The 20,173-nt window shown below is 59.3% G+C and carries 14 protein-coding genes; 4 read left to right on the top strand and 10 right to left on the bottom strand.

The genetic code is table 11. The features are described from left to right. Positions 1-875: 875 nt before the first annotated feature. The 10 genes from ugpC to QA644_RS15015 all read right to left on the bottom strand — a co-directional run bounded on the left by ugpC (position 876) and on the right by QA644_RS15015 (position 11,222). Positions 876-2,009, bottom strand: a complete 1,134-nt coding sequence (ugpC, locus tag QA644_RS15060; RefSeq protein ID WP_283069308.1) for a sn-glycerol-3-phosphate ABC transporter ATP-binding protein UgpC — start codon at positions 2,007-2,009, stop codon at positions 876-878. Positions 2,010-2,093: 84 nt separating this feature from the next. Then, a complete protein-coding gene (locus QA644_RS15055; RefSeq protein ID WP_022718730.1) occupies positions 2,094-3,299 on the bottom strand; it encodes an extracellular solute-binding protein in 1,206 nt (401 codons plus the stop codon). A gap of 74 nt (positions 3,300-3,373) precedes the next feature. Then, positions 3,374-4,231 (bottom strand): carbohydrate ABC transporter permease, encoded by an 858-nt coding sequence (locus QA644_RS15050; RefSeq protein ID WP_283069306.1) that lies wholly within the window; start codon positions 4,229-4,231, stop codon positions 3,374-3,376. After that, positions 4,228-5,112, bottom strand: a complete 885-nt coding sequence (locus tag QA644_RS15045) for a sugar ABC transporter permease (protein ID WP_022718732.1) — start codon at positions 5,110-5,112, stop codon at positions 4,228-4,230. Before QA644_RS15045 ends, QA644_RS15050 begins: the two co-directional genes overlap by 4 nt. 13 nt (positions 5,113-5,125) lie before the next feature. Continuing rightward, positions 5,126-6,283, bottom strand: coding sequence for a Gfo/Idh/MocA family oxidoreductase (locus QA644_RS15040; protein WP_092586211.1), 1,158 nt, complete (start codon positions 6,281-6,283; stop codon positions 5,126-5,128). A gap of 130 nt (positions 6,284-6,413) precedes the next feature. After that, entirely contained in the window at positions 6,414-6,938 is a 525-nt protein-coding gene (locus QA644_RS15035; RefSeq protein ID WP_283069302.1) for a GNAT family N-acetyltransferase, read from the bottom strand. 18 nt (positions 6,939-6,956) lie between these two features. Then, positions 6,957-7,835, bottom strand: a complete 879-nt coding sequence (locus tag QA644_RS15030) for a carbohydrate ABC transporter permease (RefSeq protein WP_022718735.1) — start codon at positions 7,833-7,835, stop codon at positions 6,957-6,959. Then, on the bottom strand, positions 7,832-8,731 hold the full coding sequence (locus QA644_RS15025; protein WP_194727994.1) for a sugar ABC transporter permease: 900 nt from the start codon (positions 8,729-8,731) through the stop codon (positions 7,832-7,834). Before QA644_RS15025 ends, QA644_RS15030 begins: the two co-directional genes overlap by 4 nt. Then, the gene (locus QA644_RS15020) at positions 8,728-9,843 is read right to left on the bottom strand and encodes an ABC transporter ATP-binding protein (RefSeq protein WP_283069299.1); all 1,116 of its coding nucleotides are present in this window, start codon (positions 9,841-9,843) and stop codon (positions 8,728-8,730) included. The genes QA644_RS15025 and QA644_RS15020 overlap by 4 nt, the downstream gene beginning before the upstream one ends. A 122-nt stretch (positions 9,844-9,965) precedes the next feature. Then, positions 9,966-11,222, bottom strand: a complete 1,257-nt coding sequence (locus QA644_RS15015) for an ABC transporter substrate-binding protein (RefSeq protein WP_283069297.1) — start codon at positions 11,220-11,222, stop codon at positions 9,966-9,968. Positions 11,223-11,415: 193 nt separating this feature from the next. Here QA644_RS15015 and QA644_RS15010 point away from each other — a divergent pair, with 193 nt between their 5' ends. The 4 genes from QA644_RS15010 (at position 11,416) to QA644_RS14995 (ending at position 20,033) form a co-directional block, all read left to right on the top strand. Continuing rightward, the gene (locus QA644_RS15010) at positions 11,416-12,180 is read left to right on the top strand and encodes a GntR family transcriptional regulator (protein ID WP_283072396.1); all 765 of its coding nucleotides are present in this window, start codon (positions 11,416-11,418) and stop codon (positions 12,178-12,180) included. A 1,995-nt stretch (positions 12,181-14,175) separates the two neighbouring features. After that, complete coding sequence (locus QA644_RS15005) at positions 14,176-15,093, top strand: AraC family transcriptional regulator (protein WP_283069296.1); 918 nt, start codon at positions 14,176-14,178, stop codon at positions 15,091-15,093. Positions 15,094-15,573: 480 nt separating this feature from the next. Next, positions 15,574-16,017, top strand: a complete 444-nt coding sequence (locus tag QA644_RS15000; protein WP_283069294.1) for a hypothetical protein — start codon at positions 15,574-15,576, stop codon at positions 16,015-16,017. Beyond that, positions 16,014-20,033 (top strand): YadA-like family protein, encoded by a 4,020-nt coding sequence (locus QA644_RS14995; protein WP_283069292.1) that lies wholly within the window; start codon positions 16,014-16,016, stop codon positions 20,031-20,033. The genes QA644_RS15000 and QA644_RS14995 overlap by 4 nt, the downstream gene beginning before the upstream one ends. Positions 20,034-20,173 lie beyond the last annotated feature (140 nt).

Below are 20,173 nucleotides of genomic sequence, written 5' to 3'. Positions count from 1 at the left end.
TCTGCGAGGTACGTTTGTGCGGGGGCAGAAGCGCTCGCGGCCGCACAGCGACGTGCGGCCATCGCGCGATTGGAGTATTGCTGGGCGCCTGTAACGACCATCCTCCCGAGCGTGAAATCCAAGGCGGAAGGAAAAAGAAAAGTTAGTTGTGTGCGATAAAAGGACTAAGGTGCTGTGACAAAGTGGATCGGGGATGTCCGCTCCCCCCGCGGCGGACAGATTGATCTCGGCATCGACGGCCGCGGCAACCTCTTCGCCTTCGGTCCGAGCTACACGTTCGAGGAGCCGTCCTGACCGGACAGGCGACGCTCTGCCTCTTGGCGACGGGACGGATCGCTCAAGTCGAACCTTTCCATCCTGGTCAATGATGCAGATCGCCACTGAGCGCAGCGACACGTCCAAAGCAGCATAAAACATCGTCGTCTCCCTTCATCTCGGTTACATCGAGATCATAGTGGGAGCTTGCCCCTTGTGGGATCGCCCGATTACACATGCTTAGCGTCGATAGCACCCGCCGATTGGAAATCTTCAAGCGACCGCTCCTTGGGTGCCAAGCGGACTTGCGCCCGACAGCCTTCATGAGGCATTGAAATTACAAGTCTCCGTGCCATCAGGCCCCCGCAACCAACGCTTACGAGCAATATCAAAGGCTCCGAGGAAACTCAGACCGCTAAACAGGCGCCATTTGCGTTTGGCCCGCAATATCCAAAAAACAAAAAGCCAACCCGCGGGGAAAAATGTCGTCAGGCAAAGCCCGGGCGGAGGAGGTGTACGTCAAGGAACCGGCGCAGTCGGCAACAGGCTCATGGGTCAGTCAAAGCGCATCCGATGGTCGCCGCATTCTGAGATAGTCGACTTCTCCGATATACGGTCGCCTAGGCCGCTGTCGGATCAAGCACGGTCATGTCGATTTCCGTGAGTTCCACGCGGCGCTCGAAGGCAATGCCGCCCTCGTCGAAGAGGTGACAATCGGTGGCGTTGATCCCCGTGACAACAGGCGTATCGGCGCGAATCCCGACACTGCCGGGAAGCATCGCGCAGAAGTTCTCGCCCTCGCCGTTAAGCGCGGCATAGGCGACCGTATGGGCGCCAAGCCGTTCGATAACGGTCGGCGTAACGGTCAGCGAGATGTCGCCGGATCCAAGCTGCACATGCTCCGGCCGGATGCCGAGCGTAAGCATCTTGCCGATCATGTCCTCGCGCGGAGCAACCGGCAAAGTGGCGGTCTGCCCGCCATAGTCCACCTCCACGCCGGCATCGCTGACGCTTTTGCAGGTAACCGGCAGGAAGTTCATTTTCGGATTTCCGATGAAACCGGCAACAAAGAGGTTGGCCGGCTTGTGATAGAGCTCCAGTGGTGCACCGGTCTGCGAGATATCGCCGGCATCCAGCACGACGATGCGGTCGGCCATGGTCATGGCTTCCACCTGGTCGTGCGTCACATAAATCATCGTGGCCTTCAACTGGCGATGCAGTTTTGCAAGCTCGATGCGCATATCGGCGCGCAGCGCCGCATCGAGGTTCGACAGCGGTTCGTCGAAGAGGAATATCTTCGGCTCGCGAACGATGGCGCGGCCGATTGCGACACGCTGGCGCTGGCCGCCGGAGAGCATGCCGGGCTTCTGCTGCAAGCGCTGATCGAGATGGAGAATACGCGCCGCATTCTCGACCTTTGCCTTGAGCTTTGACTCCTCCATCTTCTCGACGCGAAGCGGAAAGGCGATGTTCTCGAAAACAGTCATATGCGGATAAAGCGCGTAGGACTGGAACACCATGGCAATGCCGCGTTTGACCGGCGGCAGGTCGTTGACCCGGATACCGTCGATGACGATGTCGCCGGCAGTTGTCGCATCGAGACCGGCGATCATGCGCAGGAGGGTGGATTTGCCGCAGCCTGAGGGACCGACGAAGACAACGAATTCGCCGTTCTTCACATCGAGCTGCACGCCCTTCAGAACTTCGTAGTCGCCGTAGAATTTCTGCACCTTATTGAGAAAAAGCTGTCCCAAAACCTGTCTCCGGTCGCCGCTGTAGCAGCAATTGCACAATCAGGAAGGATCGCGGGTTGTTGCTCCCCGCGATCCCCATGAAGGCTACTTGAACGCCTCGATTTCGCCAGCAGCCTTCTTGAGTGCGTCGGCCGGCTGAGCCTGACCGGTCACGACGGATTGCACCATCGCAATCATCGAGTTCTGGAAGCCCTTATAGTCGGTGAACAGGGGTTCCGGACCACCGTAGCTGATGCCGTCGATCAACGGCTTCCAGTAAGGCTTTTCAGTCACCAGCTTGTCGATATTCGGCGACGGACGAAGTGGCGTCAGACCGGATTCGCCGTTGAGCTCATATTCCTCCTGGGGACCGGGAGAGGTGATGAACTTGGCGAATTCGATTGCCTTGTCCTCGACGCCCGAACCCTTGAAGATCGCAAGACTGTCGGTGATGAGCAGAGTGCCCGGTCCCTTGGCCTGCGGGCCAAGCGGCAGGGTCGTGATGCCCCAGTCGATCTTGGTATCCTTCAGGCGGTAGGCTGCACCGGAGCCTGCCTGGATCATCGCGACCTTGCCGTCGAGGAAGATGGCGCGGACTTCGTTCTGCTCGTAGGCCGTCGGGCCTTCTTCGGAATAGGGCACAATGCTCTTATAGGCCTCCAGCGCTTTCAGCACTTCGGGGCTATCGAGGGTAATTTTACCTTCCGCGTCCGTCACCGTGCCGTTGTTGGTGTAAACCCAGTGCATGAACTGATGCATTGTGTTGTCGAAGGTCTTGGCCGAAAGGCCGAAGCCTGGGATTCCGGTTTTCTCCTTGATGATCTTGGCATATTCGATTTCCTCGTCCCAGGTCTTCGGCGGCTTCTCGGGATCAAGGCCAGCCTGCTTGAAGAGATCCTTGTTCCAGTAAAGCGCCTTTGTCGAGAAAGCGATCGGAACGCCCCATTGCGTGCCGTCGAAGGTGACGGTGTCGACGATGTGCGGATAGTAGGCCTTCTTTTCCTCATCCGTCATCGGGACCTCGACGATCAGGTCGTTCTGGGCAAATTCCTTGAGGGTACGCGAACCGACATAGGCCATTGCGACTGGCGTGCCAGCCGCAGCAAGCGTCGTTGCCTTGTCCTGGCACTGGGCCCAGCCAACGACTTCCGGCGCGATCTTCCAGCCGGTGTTCTTTTCTTCCCACTGCTTGATGTACTTTGCATGGATATCGTCGAGCTTGTCGCCGCAATAAATCCAGCTGATCTCTTGGTCGGCGGCTTCGGCTGTGACAGCGGTCAACGCCGTCGAACCGAGCAGGGCGAGCGCCATGAGGCCTGTTCTGATGGTAATACTCACGTTGTGACTCCCATTCTTGTGTTAGCTGTTCACTCGTTTTCTTGGTCTTATTGTTTCACCGCACCGGCGGTCAGCCCGCCGACGAGATAGCGTTGCAGGAAGAAGATGACGACCATCGCCGGCAGGATGCCGACGAAGGAGGCCGCCATCAGTTCGTTCCAGATGACCTCCTGCTTACCGAAATAAGCAAAGAGTCCCACCGGCAGAGGCATGTATTCGGTCTTCGAGTTGAAGGTCAGCGCGAAGATGAATTGCTGCGCATAGGCGCCGATGAAAGTGGTGATCGCCACGACGATGATCCCGGGCATGGCGATCGGCAGGATCACGCGGCGAAGCGTGTAGAAATGGCTGGCGCCATCCATATACGCGGCTTCATTCAATTCCTGGGGAATGCGGATCATATAGGTCCTGAGAAGCCAGATCGCCGATGGAATGAGGAAGGCCACGCCCGGCACGATCATGGCGAGATAGGTGTTGAGGACGCCCATGCTGCGCATCAGCCGGAAGAGAGGGATCAAGAGTACCGCGCCGGAGAACATGTTGACCGTCAGGAAGGCGCCGAGAAGGATGCCCATGCCCCTGAACTCGAACCGTGCAAAGGCGTAGGACGCCGGGATGACGAGCCACAGAACGATTATCGTGACGATGATCGATATGAAGAACGAATTGAAAATATAGCGCCCGAAACCTGGAACGCTGACCCACATCGTTCGGTAGGCCTCGAAGGAGCCGTTCTCCGGCCAGAACCGATAAGGCGAGGAAAAGAGCTGGCTCAACGGTTTCAGCGAAACCAGAAAGCCTTCGACGAAGGGCGAAAGAACGAAGGCCAGAAACAGCGCGATGCCGCAATAGATCAGCACGAGTTCCCACCAGCTGTAGCGATCGATCATAGCGGGGCTGCTCATGCGCGCTTCTCCGGGTTGAGACGGCGGGTGACACGAAAATAGGCAAAGCAGAAGAGCGACAGGAAGATGCAGATCAGCACCGCACGTGCAGCGCCTTCACCGTATTTCTTGGAGCCGATGGCAGTCTGATAGGTATCGATGATCATTGTGGTCGTTTGACCGCTCGGACCGCCCTGGGTCAGAATCCAGATGATATCGAAGGAATTGAACGTGGCGATCAAAGACAGCATCGACATCGTAATGATCGCCGGGACCATCAGCGGCAGCGTGATGCGGCGGAAACGATAAAATCGGCCGGCGCCATCTGTCCAGGCTGCCTCGTAGAGGTCCTTCGGAATGGATTGGATCGCGGCCAGAAAATAGATCGTGACCAGCGGAACGCCGATCCAAACGTCGGTGATGATCGTTGCCCAGAAGGCAGTGCTTCCGTAAGCCAGGAATGCCACCGGTCCGTCGGTCAGGCCGAAGCGCTGCAGAAGGCCGGAGATCATCCCGAACTGTCCGTTGTACATCCACCCCCACATGAAGATGCCGATCGCCATCGGCACGATCCATGGCGGCATGGTGAGCAGGCGGAAAAGCGAGCGGCCGGGCACGGCAGCGTTGAGCATCGTCGCGCCGAAGGTGCCGATGATCATTTTGATCGATACCGAAAAGAACGTCCATATGAAGGTGCGGAGGATGACTTCCGCAAATGTGGCGTTGAAGATCTTCTCGTAGTTGATCCAGCCGACCCAGTTCGTCGTCTTCCTGAGCGATGCGTCGGTGAAGGAAAGAATGAACGTATCGACCAGCGGATAGGCGACGATCGCCATGACGTAAAGGACAGCTGGCAGGAGAAGGATCCAGGCGAAGATGACGGTGCTTTTTTGAACACTCATCCTGCCATCCTCCTCAAGCCGCTCTGGCGTGGAGCGCCTCGTCGAAGCGATCCCACACGGGACGCAGATCGACGACTGTCCGCTTCATCCGTGCTTCGTCCATCGCTAACGCAAGGATGCCCGCCTCGAGCGCATTCAGCGTCGAGACGGGGAGTTCGGTGCCGGTGCGGACGCTGTCGAGCAGGTCGGCGGCCATCTGTTCGTCTGCGCCGTAATGCTGGGAAAGTTCGGTTGCGGCATACTTGGTCTCAACGATCTTCTTTCCGGTCAGCTGCTCGTGCACGTCGAGATAGCCGCGGACGAAATCGCCTTCCGCCATCCCGCGCGAACCCATGATGGCAAAGCGGCGGAACTGATCCGGAACGTTGAGATTGGTATGGAAATTCATGCCAACGCCATTTGCATATTCGACGATCGCGACCTGATAGTCGATGATGTCGGCATCGCTGTCGAAGACCCTGTCCGATCCCATCCAGCCGCTGGGTTTGCGGTGAAAGAGTTCGAGGTCGTTGATCCCTTCACGCGCTGGATCATTTGCAGGAATGAAGCTCTTCCGACCGCCGAAACTTGCGACGCGTTCCGCCCTGGCGCCAACCACACCGTTATAGAGGTCGAGGTCATGGCAGCATTTTTCCAGCATGAAACTGCCGGAATACCGCTCGTAACGTCTCCAGTCGCGCATGAAGAACGCGCCGTGATAGGGTTCGATATGTTCGGATGCCTCGATCGAGACGATCTGGCCGAGCTTGCCGGCTGCCTGGATGGCGCGAAGGTCCTTGTAGAGCGGCGAATAACGCAGCACCAGGCCGACCATCAGCCGTTCATGGCCGAACTTTGCCATTAGCCTGGCGAGTTCGATGCTTTCGGCGATCGTAGTGACGATCGGCTTTTCGCAAAACACTTTCAAGCCGGCCTCAAGGCCCAGCCGGATGTGTTCCAGATGCATGTGGTTGGGCGAGCCGATCATCAGGAGGTCCAGCTTTTCGCCGGCAAGAAGCTCCTGAGGCGACGCGTAGGCCTTGCCGACCGAAATACCCTTTTCCGTCAAGCCGGGAAGACCGGCAGGCTCCGGATCGACGTAGCCTGCGATTTCGAAGCTGCTGTCGATAGCCTTGAAAACATAGCCAAGATAGCCGAGCCGGAATCCCAGCCCTACGATTCCCACTTTCATGCTAAAGTCGTTCCCATTTCGTAATTTATTTTCTTCAGGTTGGGGCAAAAATTACAAGTCGTCAACTGTTAACGCGGCTTCTCCCGAAATCATGAAATTAATTTTCATGAGCCGAAAGTGGCCCGCGATATCACCGCTGCTTTTCCGTTGGCAGTTTCTCAGATTCCGAGACTTCGCTTGGATTGGCTATCGGAAGCATGTCGCGATAAATTCCCGGAACGGAACCTTCGATCGGGATCGCGCCAACGCTGCGGCGATAAAATTCCATCGGGCCGGCGCCGCCAATTATGCCATAGGCGTAACCCTGGGCGTGCATGTCGAGCAGGGTGGTAAGCAGCAAGGCCTGACCGACGCCATGGCCGCGGGCTGAAACATCCACGCCTGTCGGCCCAAAGAAGCCTTTGGCCGTCGCCTCGTGGCAAGCAAAGCCGATGAGCTCACCGTCTTTGACGGCAACAAAACACGACGGCGGCTGGCGCATTGTGGCAACGGTCGCCTCCGACGCCCATCCGGCGCCAAAGCGCGGCTCGATCCACGAGGTGAGTGCTTTGAGCTCGGGCGCAAGCACCCGGCGGATCAGAATGTCCTGATCTGACAAACGCTTCTCCAGCGCGCGATCGGGTCTAAGTTCGTAGAGTTTTACCAGCATGTCCATGACTGTGTCCTTTGTCTTTCAACCCTTGACCGCGCCTGCCGTCAGACCCGCAACGATGCGGCGCTGGAAGAAAAGCACCACCAAAATCAGGGGGAGGGTGACGGTAACCGAGGCCGCCATGATCTGGCCGAAGGGATATTCGTAGCGGCTGTTTCCGGCAATGAGGCCGATTGCAACCGGCACCGTGCGGTTCTCGTCCGTCAAAGTGAAGGTGAGTGCGAAGAGGAACTCGTTCCACGCCAGGATGAAAGCCAAAATGCCGGTGCTGGCGAGCGACGGACCCATCAGCGGCAGCAGGATCTTCATCAGAATGCGAAAATGCGAGCACCCGTCGATGATTGCCGCTTCTTCCAGCTCACGCGGGAATTCCCGGATGAAGGTCGTGAGAACCCAGGTCGTGAACGGCACTGTCGAGAGAAGATAGGTCAGAACCAGCGCGCTTGGACGATTGAACAACCCCATCCAGTTGATCAGCTCGAACATGCCGGAGAGAACGACGACCTGTGGAAAGATCGAGATCATCAGAATGATCATCAGCAGTGTCCGGCGCTGCGGAAAATCGATCCGCCCGAGCGCATAAGCGGCACTAAGGCCGATGAAAAGCGACAAGAACGTCGTCGCCACCGCGACATAGGCGGAATTGAGAAGCGAGCCCATGAAGACCGGATTGTCGATCAGCTGCCGGTAGTAGGTGAAATCGAGCGCGGGAACGAGTGCAGCCCGGTAGAGCGCTGCGCCCTGCTTCGTCGAAGACACGAAAGCCCAGTAGTAGGGGAAAAGCGTGTAGATCAGCACGAGCAGGAGTGCTGCGGACTGAAAGAGCCTCACGATGCGTCGCCGCACCCGGTAGTAGGCGGCAGGTTTGCGTACCGTTCTGTAGAGTGCAACGTCCGTCATTTCGTCAGCTCCCCGCTTGCGCGATCGAGACGCAGCGCGCCGATGATGATGATGGCGGCGAGCGCCACCAAGAGGAACACCCATGTCGATGCGGCCGAGCCGACACCCAGCTCCTGAAAGCTGATGAGCCTGTCACGCGCATAGATCGACACAGTCATGACATTCTCATTGCTGGCAGCCATGACATAGGCAAGGTCGAACATCCGAAGGGCATCGAGCACGCGAAAGAGCACGGCCACGCCGATGGCCGGTCGAAGCATCGGCAAGGTGATCGACCAGAAGCGCTTCCACGCCGGAATGCCGTCCACCTCCGCAGCTTCGAATATTTCCGGCGAAATCAGCTGCAGTCCGGCGAGGATCAAGAGGACCATGAAAGGCGTCGTCATCCACACGTCGGCAAAAATGATGACGCCCATGATCAGCGAGCTGCTCGCCGTCCAGGCTATTCCGTGATCGATAAAGCCCAGTCCGATCAGGATCTTGTTGAGCACCCCGAACTGGTCGTTCAGCATCCATTCCCAGATTTTTGCGGAAACGACGACAGGGATCGCCCAAGGGACGAGGATGGCAGCACGCACCAGCCCCCGTCCCGGGATGGCCTCATTGATCAAAAGCGCAATTGCAAGGCCGAGAACGGTTTCGATCGCAACGGAAATGACCGTGAAGACGATCGTGTTCCTGACCGCCACCCACCAGCTTCTGTCGTTGATCACGTCGAGAAAATTATCGATCCCAACCATGGAATAGATAGAAGGATCATCAAGATAGGCATCGGTGAAGGAAAAGAAGAAGGTTCGCGCGAGAGGCCAGACGGCGACGAGCAGCATCACGATGATGACGGGGATGAGGAAAAGCCATGCGGCCATGTGGTCGCGGCGTGCCAGACGCGCGCTCATTGCTCTGCTGCCCTCACATTGCTGGCAGTCGCCCTTTTTTGCGGGATCCGCCGGTCCGCCGCGTCGAAGACGAATACCGCCTCGTCAGCAAACTTCAGTCCGATCCGCAGGCCGATCATTTCCTTGGCAGGCGGAACATTCACCCGGATCACCCACACGACCTCTTCCGTAATGCGGCAATAGGCAAAATGCTCATGCCCGAGGTCCTCGACACGCTCCAGGACGCCTGATATGCGCCCGGTGCCGTCGGCTGCGATGGTAAGGGCTTCCGGCCTCACGCCGATGGTCGCTGCCGTTGCATCGGAACCCAGAAATCCTGCGTCAACAGAAAGTCCACCAGGGCCCGCAATCTTCTTGCCGCCGGCGGCATCTCGCATGGAAACGGACAGGAAGTTCATCCGTGGGCTTCCGATGAAGCTTGCCACAAAGCGGTTGTCCGGCGCGTGGTAAAGGGTTTGCGGGGTACCGACCTGCTCGATGCGCCCGTGATTGAGAACAACGATCCTGTCGGCGAGCGTCATGGCTTCGGACTGATCGTGCGTCACATAGATCATCGTCGTCTTGAGTTCGTCGTGAAGCTTGGCGATCTCCATGCGCATCTCCATGCGCAGATCGGAGTCCAGGTTCGAAAGCGGCTCGTCGAAAAGAAAGATCTCCGGCTGGCGGACCAGCGCCCGGCCGATCGCAACACGCTGGCGTTGGCCGCCGGACAACTCTCTTGGACGGCGATCCAGGAGATGATCGACCTTGAGCATTCTTGCAACGGCGAGCACCTTGTCGCGGATGGCTGTCCGCGCAAGACCGAGCGTTTCCAGCGCAAAGCCGATATTGCGCGCAACGCTCATATGCGGATAGAGCGCATAGGATTGGAAGACAAAGGCAACGCCCCTCTTGGAGGCCGGAACGTCGGTCACATCGTCGCCGCCGATGCTGACGGCGCCCTTTGTCGGGGACACCAGACCGGCGACGATACGCAGCAAGGTAGACTTGCCGCAACCAGACGGGCCGACAAAGACGATGAACTCGCCGTCCCTGATCCTGAGATCGACATCTTCGATCACGGAATGCGTGCCATAGCTTTTTGAAACGGAGTCCAGTGAAACCGATGCCATCTTACACCCGAACTTGATTATGCTGAAAAGCAACGGCCACTTCAGTGGCCGGCTGCACGGCAGGCAAGCCGGCCGCGCGAGCAGGCAAGGGGTCCTGCTCGCGCCGGCTTCTCAGAAAAGCCTCAACGGCTCTCCTTCAGCTTCTCAAGTCGCGCTGCAAGGGCGCTCAGCCCTGCCTTGATATCGCCGCCGCCTGAAAGCATGTCGTGGACCGAGCGATAAAAGGCTTGCGAAACGCGGTTATAGCTCGTGCCGGTATAGCCTGAGGGACGGCTTGCGCTATCGGCGAATGCCTGCTGGTTGTCCTTGAGGAAGGGCAATTTTGCCAGCACGTCCGGATCGCTGTAAAGCGCCTGGATCGACGGGTTGTAGGCCGCCTCGATCGCCCGCATCTTCTGCATGTCGGGTGCGGTGATGAAGTTGACGAAGTCGGCCGCAACCTCGGGCTTGGCACTGAACTTCGAAACGCCGTAATACATCGGGCCGAGGCAGCCGCTCGACTTTTGGCCCTCCTTGCCGACGGGAAGCGGCATCACGCCGACCTTGTCGATGACAGCACTGCCTTTCTGGTGGGTCGTTCCCCAAACATAAGGCCAGTTGCGATGGAAAACCGCGTTCCCGGACTCGAAGATCGCGCGGGAGGCTTCCTCGTCGTAGTTCAGCACGCCTTCCGGGCTGATGCTACCGATCCAGCCTTTGGCCTTCTCTATCGCTTCGGCTGCCTGCGGATTGTCGATCGTCACCTTGCCATCGTCCGAGATGATCGTGCCGCCGCCGTTTGAGGCGATCAGTTCGATAGCGTCGCAGGTAAGACCTTCGTAGCTCTTGGCCTGCCAGGCATAGCCCCACATCTCGCCATTGCCGGCGGCGCGTTCCTTGTCCTGAATTTCCTGTGCACTGGCTGCAAGCTCGTCCCATGTCTTCGGCGGCTGCTTGCCGTATTTCTCCAGAAGATCCTTGCGATAATACATCAGCCCGACATCCATATAGGCGGGCATGGCGACCAGCTTTTCGTCAAGCTTGGCTGCGCCGAGCGTCGAGGCGAAATGCTTGTCCTGGTCTGCCTGCGGCACCAGGGTCTTCAGGTCGAGCAGGTTGTTTTTGAACATGCCGAGCCAAATGACGTCCAGGAACAGGACGTCGATGTCCTTGGATTTCGACGCCAGCAGCTGCTGATAAAGCGGGATGGCATCATCCAGCAAAGCCGGCATCTTGTTGATCTTCGCCTCGTTGCCGGTCTTTTCCTTCCAGGCATTGGCGACCGTCGTACAAAGCTCGAACTCGGTCGGCGAGCAGAATACGGAAATGGTTTCCGCATGGGCGTTCCCGGTCCAGATGCCGACGGAGATGGCTAAAGCAGCAAGACTTCTCTTCAACATGAACTGTTCCCTTTTTGTGATAGCGCTTCGGTATCTATGGAACTCTATGGCTCCTGGGCACACATTAGGACTGGTTATATCCAGTCATGTCAATATGGACTTTGTCGAGAATTACGTGGAGAGTGGTTGCAAAATGACAGCAAAGGAAAGGGGAGCAGGTTTGAACAAGCGTCAGGAGCGCCCGCTTTCCATTATGCCTCAGAGTCTGGTGGATCGCGAAGATCCCCGGCCGCTCCACAAGCAAGTCTATGAAGCGCTTTTGACGTCGATTCGGAACGGCAAGCTGCCGTTGCGGGGGAAATTGCCCTCGGAACGCGAATTAGTTGATCTCTTCGATGTCAGTCGGATCACCATTCGGCACGCAATACGCGAGTTGGTCCAGCAAGGCGTGGTGACGAGCCAGCCGGGCAAAGGGCTTTATGTGGCAGAGCATAGCGGCGGCTTCGAGCTGCAGGTTCTCAAGAGCTTCACCGCCACAGCCATTTCGAATGGCCGCGTTCCTGGACATCGCCTGATCGAGGCACGTGTCCTTCGTGCACCCCTGGAGATCAGCCGGCCGCTTTTCCTGCCGCCCGGCGCTGATGTCGTCGTGCTCTCCCGATTGCGCTTGCTCGATGAGATCCCGGTTGTCATTCAGACGGATTGGCTGCCGGCCGCGCGCGTTCCTGGCCTTCTCGACCTGGATTGGTCGGTGGGCAACCGCTCACTCTATGCAGAGCTGCGCCAGCACCATCACATCCATCCGTCGCGCGGGCAAACAACCTTGAGCGCGCGTCTGGCGTCTGCTGACGAGGCGGAGATGCTTGGCTTGCATTCGCCGGCCGCTGTCCTGACCGTCGATCAGATTGCCTTCGACAACCGCAACCGGCCGGTGAACCTCACGGCCCTTGTGCATCACCCGGAGCGCTATCCCCTGACGCTCGCGCAATCTGAAACGGGCGACATCGCGCAATATTGAAGAGATGTCGACGTCGAGGCGACGTCCTGGGCCGTTTGGCGATTGTCTCGGCAATGTCAATGTGGAGGAAGCCGTTTGACTGGCGTCAATATCTTTCCATGAACCGGCTTCGGTTCCGACAGTTTCACGGAAAGTCAGGCCTCCTCCTTTGCAAAGCGCGATGGAACATTCCGGCCGGCTGCGGGAGGTGGCGAAGAGCTCGCCGATGGTGCGCCCGACAGTCCAGATCCGCGCGGAAAGCGGCCGTCAACAAAGGGCCAGCCGCTCGTTGCAGATCGGAAGGACGAGCCGCTGAAGCATATCAATCCGTTCAAACAGCCAGCGACCTCGCCGTCTTCGATTGTGAGTGTGGCAAATAGCATGGGCTGAGAGGCACGAAGGGTGCGATCGCAAACCTTCGCCGGTTCTACAGCCAGGATTCCGCGTACTGGAAGCTGCTGAACGCTCGATTGCCCTGGGCCTCAAACCGGAGTGTTCCAACGTCCAGGCCGCCACTACCGATGCAGACTTTCAAGGTACGCTGACCCATCAAAACGCCTCACCAAATTTGTCGTCATTCTGAGGAAGCGACGGAGCAGCTTCAGCCGTGCCTGGTTTCTCCATGGTGGACTTTTTGCGAGATACGCGAACTCGCTGTGGGAGCCGCTGGTTCTCAAGCATCAGCCCAACGTCGTCGGCGCCAACGTCGAGAAGATCTGCAAGGCGTTTCCCTTCTCCGAGGACCACGAGTGCCATGGCAAGAGTGGCAAGCGAAACGCCTGCGTCGCCATTTTCGAGACGACGGATAGTCGGCAAGGTTACGCCGGCACCATCAGCGAGCCGCTGCTGTGTAATCTTGCGGCGCTTTCGCGCGGCGCATGTCAGCTCCGAGTTTCCTGAGAGCGTTCTGAGCGTTTAGAGATGGTAGAGTACTTTTCCTCATAATAGAACGTACATATTCCATTATGGCGTTATATGCAACTTTTATGATATATTAGTTGTACCATGACGGACCGTTCGATCGCCCGCGCCATCGTCCGCCACCACGGTGGAGACATCGTTCTTTCCTAGAATGGGCCGGCGCAGAAGTGGCCGGGGCTGCGGGCGCCTGTGTCTCTGCCCAAGGTGATGTCTGGTTGAAATCGATGGGTCAGCAGATCAATCGATCGCAGTAGTCGCTTTAACCGACACCCATTGGCGTACAGCACGCCGGTAAAAACTCCTGAGGTGTTGAGCCCAAGTTCTCCTTCGATCAGGGCTGTCGTAATGATTAACGGCTGAACAACTTATGCGATTTGATGTGATGAAGAAGCTGACGTTGGCAAGTAGGGCAAAGGTTTACCGTGTCGTCAAACAAACACTTCCCATTGTGTCTGGTTATAGAGACACGCAGCAACTTCCATAGATCTGCTAATACATCTGGTCTTTTTTCGCCGCATCCATCGCAGGCCCATGTCGATAGTGGCTCCATTGCCGCCCTCCCAGTCCAATTAATGGATTGCTTAGATCCTGCAGCCCAAAACAACAAGTCCTTCGAACAATTGTTAAGCCCCAGCACGACATTGAAATGCATACAAATACGTTTATTCGAAAACTCGAAACCAGCGATAGAAATCAATTCGAAGCGCCACAATTTTTTATTTCTTTCTGTACTTCGGTAACATCAAAACTTTTGACCTGGTTAACCAGATTATTTTTCAAAGGCGGAGAGGGTAGTAATGCCGCAATTCAAGCGTTAGTTGCTTTTCTTGGTCTCTGCGGCATTAGCCGATTTAGATACAGTCCGTTGATGTCTTTCGCGCAAGCGTCATCGTTCAAGCTTTGCCGGCGTCTACGCGAGAGCTCTGATCGCAATTTCGTGAAACGTGCTGAAAACTGTAATCTCACGTTGACATTTTCTGTTGGCTCTCATCCATTGCGCGGAAGTTGGAGGTGGCATTTTACGATTACACCGCGTGGGGGAACTGGACCGGATTGTCGCGATAACTTGGGCAGAGCTGAGGGGTAAGCGAGCCGATGTTTGAATGTGCCGACGTCAACAGCAGCCATTCGGTTGACGATGATCACCTGGGTGCAAAACACAATGTGTTTCAGATTATCCCTGAATCTGCCGGTCCACGGGCGTCAACGATTCGCGGTGCTGTTGTGTATGAGAGGCGGACTGGACCCGGCTCTCATACCTATCGGCCGAACAGTTACGTGACGGCTATTTATCTCGCCCCGTCGAGAGGAATCGACTTCGCGCTTGGAACCGATGAATTTCTAACGCTCAGCGCATCGGCCGGTACGGTCACGGTTAGTCCGGCGGATATAGACTGTCGCCTGATCTGGTCATATCCGCGCGAAACGATAACGGTCTCGATCCCTCCTTCCAGCTTGCAGGAGCTCGCACAAAGCGAAATTCCGGGCTCCTCGTTGGAACTACGCCCAGGACCATCCAGGCAGCCAGACGCCCATGCCTTACATTTAGCAAGGCTCATGAAGGCGGAGCTGTCTCGAAAGGATTCCGGTAATGACCTCTATCTCGATTCGCTGATCACCATTTTCGGCATTCATTTGCTTCGAAACTATGGCGTGGCTATTGAAGCACCTGCGCGCAGGGGGCGGCTGTCTATACTTGCCGCAAGACGGGTGCAGGATTATTTGGGCGACAATTTCAGTCGAAAGCTCTCGATCGCCGAGCTTGCGGGCGTCGCAAAATTATCAAAGAGCCATTTTATTCAAGCATTTACAAATACGTTCGGGCAACCGCCGCACCAATACGTTCTCAATCTTCGCCTGGATTGCGCTGAACGCCTACTCTCGAATGAAGATGTGAGCGTGGCAGAAGTTGCCTACTTGTCCGGCTTCTCAAGTCAAAGCCATCTGACATCGGTTATGCGCAAATTGCGGCAGAATACTCCGAATCAATTTCGTCTACTCAAACGCGCATAGGAGCCGCCCCGCTCCGGTCCGGCATTGCGACGGCCAGTCTTTGTGGCAATGCCACCAGGCCCACCAGCGGCGTGATCTGCGAACGGCGAGCGACGTGGGCCTATTGCTTGCGTTGAACATGCGCGAGCCGCGGCCTTCACCGGCTCTCCCATCAGCATGGCGTGCGGGCGTTTCAAAGAAAATGCCATCTCAGGTCAACGATGCGCAAGCACAGCGTCGCAGCCGGAAAAGGTAACAGTCCTGTCGAGCGCGCCATTTCAAAAGTGGAAAGGCCGTGGCAAAAAAGTGACGGGGTGGCTGATCGGAGCCCGAACCGCAATTTTCTGACAAAAGCCGAACATTTCCTGAAAGACCTCCAGCGAGCCCTCGTGTCTGTTCGCAACAGTTGATTGTGGTGCCCGGATTTTGTCTTTGCGCCGTGCTCGGATCATGAGTGGAGGGGCGCATCGATTGGTCCGTGATTGTGGCGAGGCGGCCGAGATGCGGCAGATCATTTCGGAAGAGATCAGTCAAAGGGTGCGGTCCGCATTCGAGGCTTTGGAAACGCGCTACCGAGGCGGGCTTTCCGAAGCCAAATGGGACATGGTGCTCGCCAACTATATCTACGGCCTCACCGCGGTGGTGCTTGCCGGCAGGCCCCCCGCTCAGCACCTCAAGGCAATTCGATTCCATCTCGAAGAGGTGATCCCGGCCGAGCGGGCCGCGAGGGCGCTTGTAGCGGTGCCCGACGAGGGCGATGCCTGGCTGGAGAGCACGCTCGCAAGTGTCGAAGCAATCGGCGGCAGGCATGGTCACGCGCTTCTGGCGTATGGCGTCGATGCTAGCCCGATCATGCCATCCTCGAACCGACACGCATCACCGGAAGGGCCGGGGGAGTCTGCCGCGATCGAGAGCAAAGCCGTACAGGAGGTCCTCATCCCGTGACATCGATACAGGGTACAATCGTGCAACGTCGACCGGGCCACTTCGCCGAAAGCTGGTGGAGCGGTGCGCACAAAGGCAGCCGCTCGCTGCGCCGCCGGCTCATGATGGCGCTGCGCCTGGCGCACCGCGCGCTCGGCCCGAGACGAGATCGGCTGGGGTGCGGGATGCTTGGCATCGGCGGAAGCTTCGGCTGCGTTATGGCCGCGATGTTCATGATCACCACCCCGGCGCTGGCGCAATATGCCGCCGGCGGCGGCTCGGCGACTGGCTCCGGCAGTGTTGCCGTGGGACCTAGCGCTACCGCGACCGGGTTACGCGGTGTCGCGGTTGGCTCTGGAGCAACGCAGGCTGGAATCGATTCCATTGCCCAGGGCACCAGCGCTAGTGCGGGCAACCAGAATGCCATCGCGATCGGCTTCCAGTCGGTCGCCTCACAGTTGAACTCCGTCTATCTTGGCGCGCGCACCGTCGCTGGGACAGGTGCCACTGCTGTGGGTGCCATCGGCATCGGCACAGATGTGAGGGCATCCCAACTCAACGCCGTTGCGATAGGGACCCGGTCCAGCGCGTCAGGACAATACGCGGTGGCACTCGGCCAGGATGCGGCGGCCTCAGGCACCGGCGGCGCCATGGCGCTGGGCGCCGGCACGATCTCAAGCGGCATCAATTCGGTCGCGCTCGGTGTTCAGGCCAGTGCTACCGCAGCCGGCGCCAGCGCCTTGGGCACCTTCGCCGTCGCTTCGGGAGGGAACTCCACCGCGGTCGGTGTCAGTTCCACGGCCAGCGCCACCTTTGCAACGGCCGTTGGCCGCGAAGCCAACGCCAGCGCGCTCAGTTCGTTCGCTGGTGGCTATCAGGCCACAGCGTCGGGCGAAAGCGCGACTGCCCTTGGCCCTCGTTCCACTGCGTCAGGGAGTTTCGGGACCGCCTTGGGCAACCAGGCACAGGCGCTGAGTTTCGGCGGGGTCGCGCTGGGATCGGGAGCAGTCGTCGGCAGCGCGGCGACCTCCGGCATCGCGCTAGGGAACAACGCGAACTCCAGCGGCGCATTCTCCACCGCAGTTGGTATCGGGGCAACCAGCAGCGCGACGGGCGCATTGGCGCTCGGCGGCAATGCGACAGCCGGCGCAAATGCCTCGGGCGTCAACGCCATTGCCGTCGGCGGGCAATCAGCGGCCAGCGCTGCGAGCGCCATCGCCATCGGCACGAACGCGACGGCCGATTCCGCCGATGCGGTCGCCATGGGGACGAATGCGGTGGCGACGGGCGGCAAGGCCGTGTCCATCGGCTCCGGCAATGTCGCCAACGGCAATGGCGCGGTGGCGATCGGCGATCCCAACACCGCCACCGGCGATGGCGCCGTTGCGCAGGGCATGGACAACACCGCCACCGGCTCGGTCGCAATGGGCAACACCAATATGGTCGGCGGTGGCGGCCAGGCGGTGAGCACGCCCGGCACGGCGGCACAGGGTGCGGTCGGCATCGGCTACCAGAACACCGTGGCCGGTCAGGGTGCGGTGGCCATCGGCGACCGCAACATCGCCAATGGCGCGAGTGCCATCGCCATGGGAAGCCAGGCCAATGCGGCTGCCGCCAACGCGATGGCGCTTGGCGCCGGCGCAGCCGCGACAAATGCCGGAGCCGTGGCTCTCGGCTCGGGCAGCACCACGGCGGCTGCGGTCGCCACGCCGAACACCTCTATCAACGGAACAACCTACAACTTCGCCGGCACGACCCCGACCTCGACGGTAAGCATCGGTGCCCCCGGCGCCGAGCGCACCATCACCAATGTGGCAGCGGGTCGGATCTCCTCGACCTCGACCGATGCGATCAACGGTTCGCAGCTCTTCGCGACGAACCAGGCGATCACGGCAGTCGGATCCGATGTCGACACGCTCGGCACGAGCGTGTCGACGGCGCTGGGCGGCACCTCTGCCTATAACGCGACCACCAACCAGGTGACGGCGGGGCTTGCGATCGGCGGCACGACCTACAACAGCGTGCAGTCTGCCCTCTCTGCGGTAAGCAGCACGGCCTCAGCCGGCTGGAACCTGCAGGCGAACGGGGATGCGGCGACGAATGTCGCTCCGGGCGGCACGGTACAACTCCTAAACGGGCAGAACATCTCCGTCACGCGCAGCGGCACGGATATCACAATTGCCACGACACCGGCGCTCACCGCCGACAGCCTGACGCTGTCAAGCGGACAAGTGTTCGACGCCTCGGGTCTCGTTATGAACGGCACCGGCATCAGCGGCCTTTTGGACGGGACGGTCTCCTCGACCTCGACCGAAGCGATCAATGGCTCGCAGCTCTACGGCGCGTCCCTGAGCATCGCCAACATCCTCGGCGGCGGCGCCACTGTGAACCCGGACGGCACGGTCAGCAGCCCGACCTACACGATCGCGGGCAACAGCTACACGACGGTGGGTGGCGCCTTCACGGCCATCGACAACAGCCTGACAAGCTTCGACGATGCGCTTACCGGCGGCGGGATAAAGTATTTCCACGCCAATTCAACGCTTGCCGATTCGAACGCCGTGGGAATCGACTCGGTCGCCATCGGCCCGCAGAGCGTCGCAACCGGCAACAACAGCTTCGCGGCAGGCTCGAACGCCCAGGCAAGTGCCGACGCCTCGCTCGCCATCGGCCAGAACACCCAGTCGACGGTGCTTGGCGCCGTGGCGCTCGGTTCAGGCTCGGTGGCCGACCGGGCGATCGCGCCAACGTCCGGTAGCATCATCTCCGGCACCGGCCTGGTTCCGTACAACACGACCGACAAGACCCTTCTCGGCGCGGTCTCGGTAGGCAACTCGACGTCCTACCGGCAGATCACCAACGTCGCCGACGGCACGGAGGACCAGGACGCAGCCACCATCCGCCAGCTCAAGGGGGCACTGGCCTCGTTCGCGGTGTCGCCCACCACCTACTTCCACGCCAATTCGACGGCTTCAGATTCGCTCGCGGTCGGCGTCGACTCCGTCGCAATCGGCCCCCGCACGACCGTCAACGGCGATAACGGCATCGGCATGGGCAACGGCGCGGTCGTCCAGATGACGGCGCCCGGTGGCATCGCCATCGGCCAGAACTCGACCGTCAACTTGGCCGACGGCATCGCGCTCGGCACGAATTCGACTGCGAACGGTGTCCAGGCAATGGCGCTTGGCGCCGGCGCAACGGCCAGTGAACCGGGCAGCGTGGCTCTCGGTGCGGGCTCGACAACCGCGGCTGCAGTGGCGACCACCGGCACTACGATCAACGGCGTCGCCTATACCTTCGCGGGCGCGAGCCCAACAAGCACCGTGAGCGTGGGCAGCGCTGGCAGTGAACGCACAATCACCAATGTGGCTGCGGGGCGCATCAGCGCCGTATCCACCGACGCCATCAACGGCAGCCAACTCTATGCGACCAATCAGGCGGTCGAATCCCTGCAGTCGGGAGTTGGCGATCTTGAGGAGTTCGCCGTCAAATATGACGAGAACCCGGACGGCACGAGAGCGAACTCACTAACCCTCGTGGGCGGCGATCCGAGCGCGCCGGTCATCATCCACAACGTCGGGACAGGCGTGGCTGACACGGATGCGGTGAACGTAAGGCAGATGAACGACGGAATGTCGACCACATTGGCCGAGTCAAAGTCCTATACCGACGGCCGGGTGACCTGGGCGGTCGACCAGGCCCACAGCTACACCGACCAGGTGGCGGGCACGACGCTTGAGCAGTCGAAAGCCTACACCGACTCCAGACTGAGCCAGCTCAACACGGATATAGGCGACATTCGAGGCGAGGCTCGGCAGGCGGCGGCGATCGGCCTGGCGGCGGCGTCTCTACGCTATGACGATAGGCCCGGTAAGCTCAGCGTCGCGGTCGGCGGCGGCTTTTGGCGCAATGAGGGAGCGTTTGCGTTCGGCGCCGGCTACACAAGTGAGACTGGCCGCGTCCGCGCCAACCTGTCCGGCACGACCGCGGGCGGCGCGTGGGGCGTCGGGGCAGGCCTCAGCGTAACCTTGAATTGAGGTCACTACGGCGTGGTGGGCTCCCGCACATTCGGAAAGCCCCTCGCTCGCCCGTTGATTTGCCTCTCCACTACGAGTTCGCGGCGGTGTTCGTCGCGATCTTCAAGCCCTCGGTTCTCATCATGAAGCTCTCGTCTGTC

It is taken from the genome of Rhizobium sp. CC1099, from assembly GCF_029714385.1.
Taxonomy (GTDB): domain Bacteria; phylum Pseudomonadota; class Alphaproteobacteria; order Rhizobiales; family Rhizobiaceae; genus Rhizobium.
The sequence above is the reverse complement of the archived record's forward strand: the minus strand, read 5'-3'. Positions and strand labels throughout refer to the sequence as shown.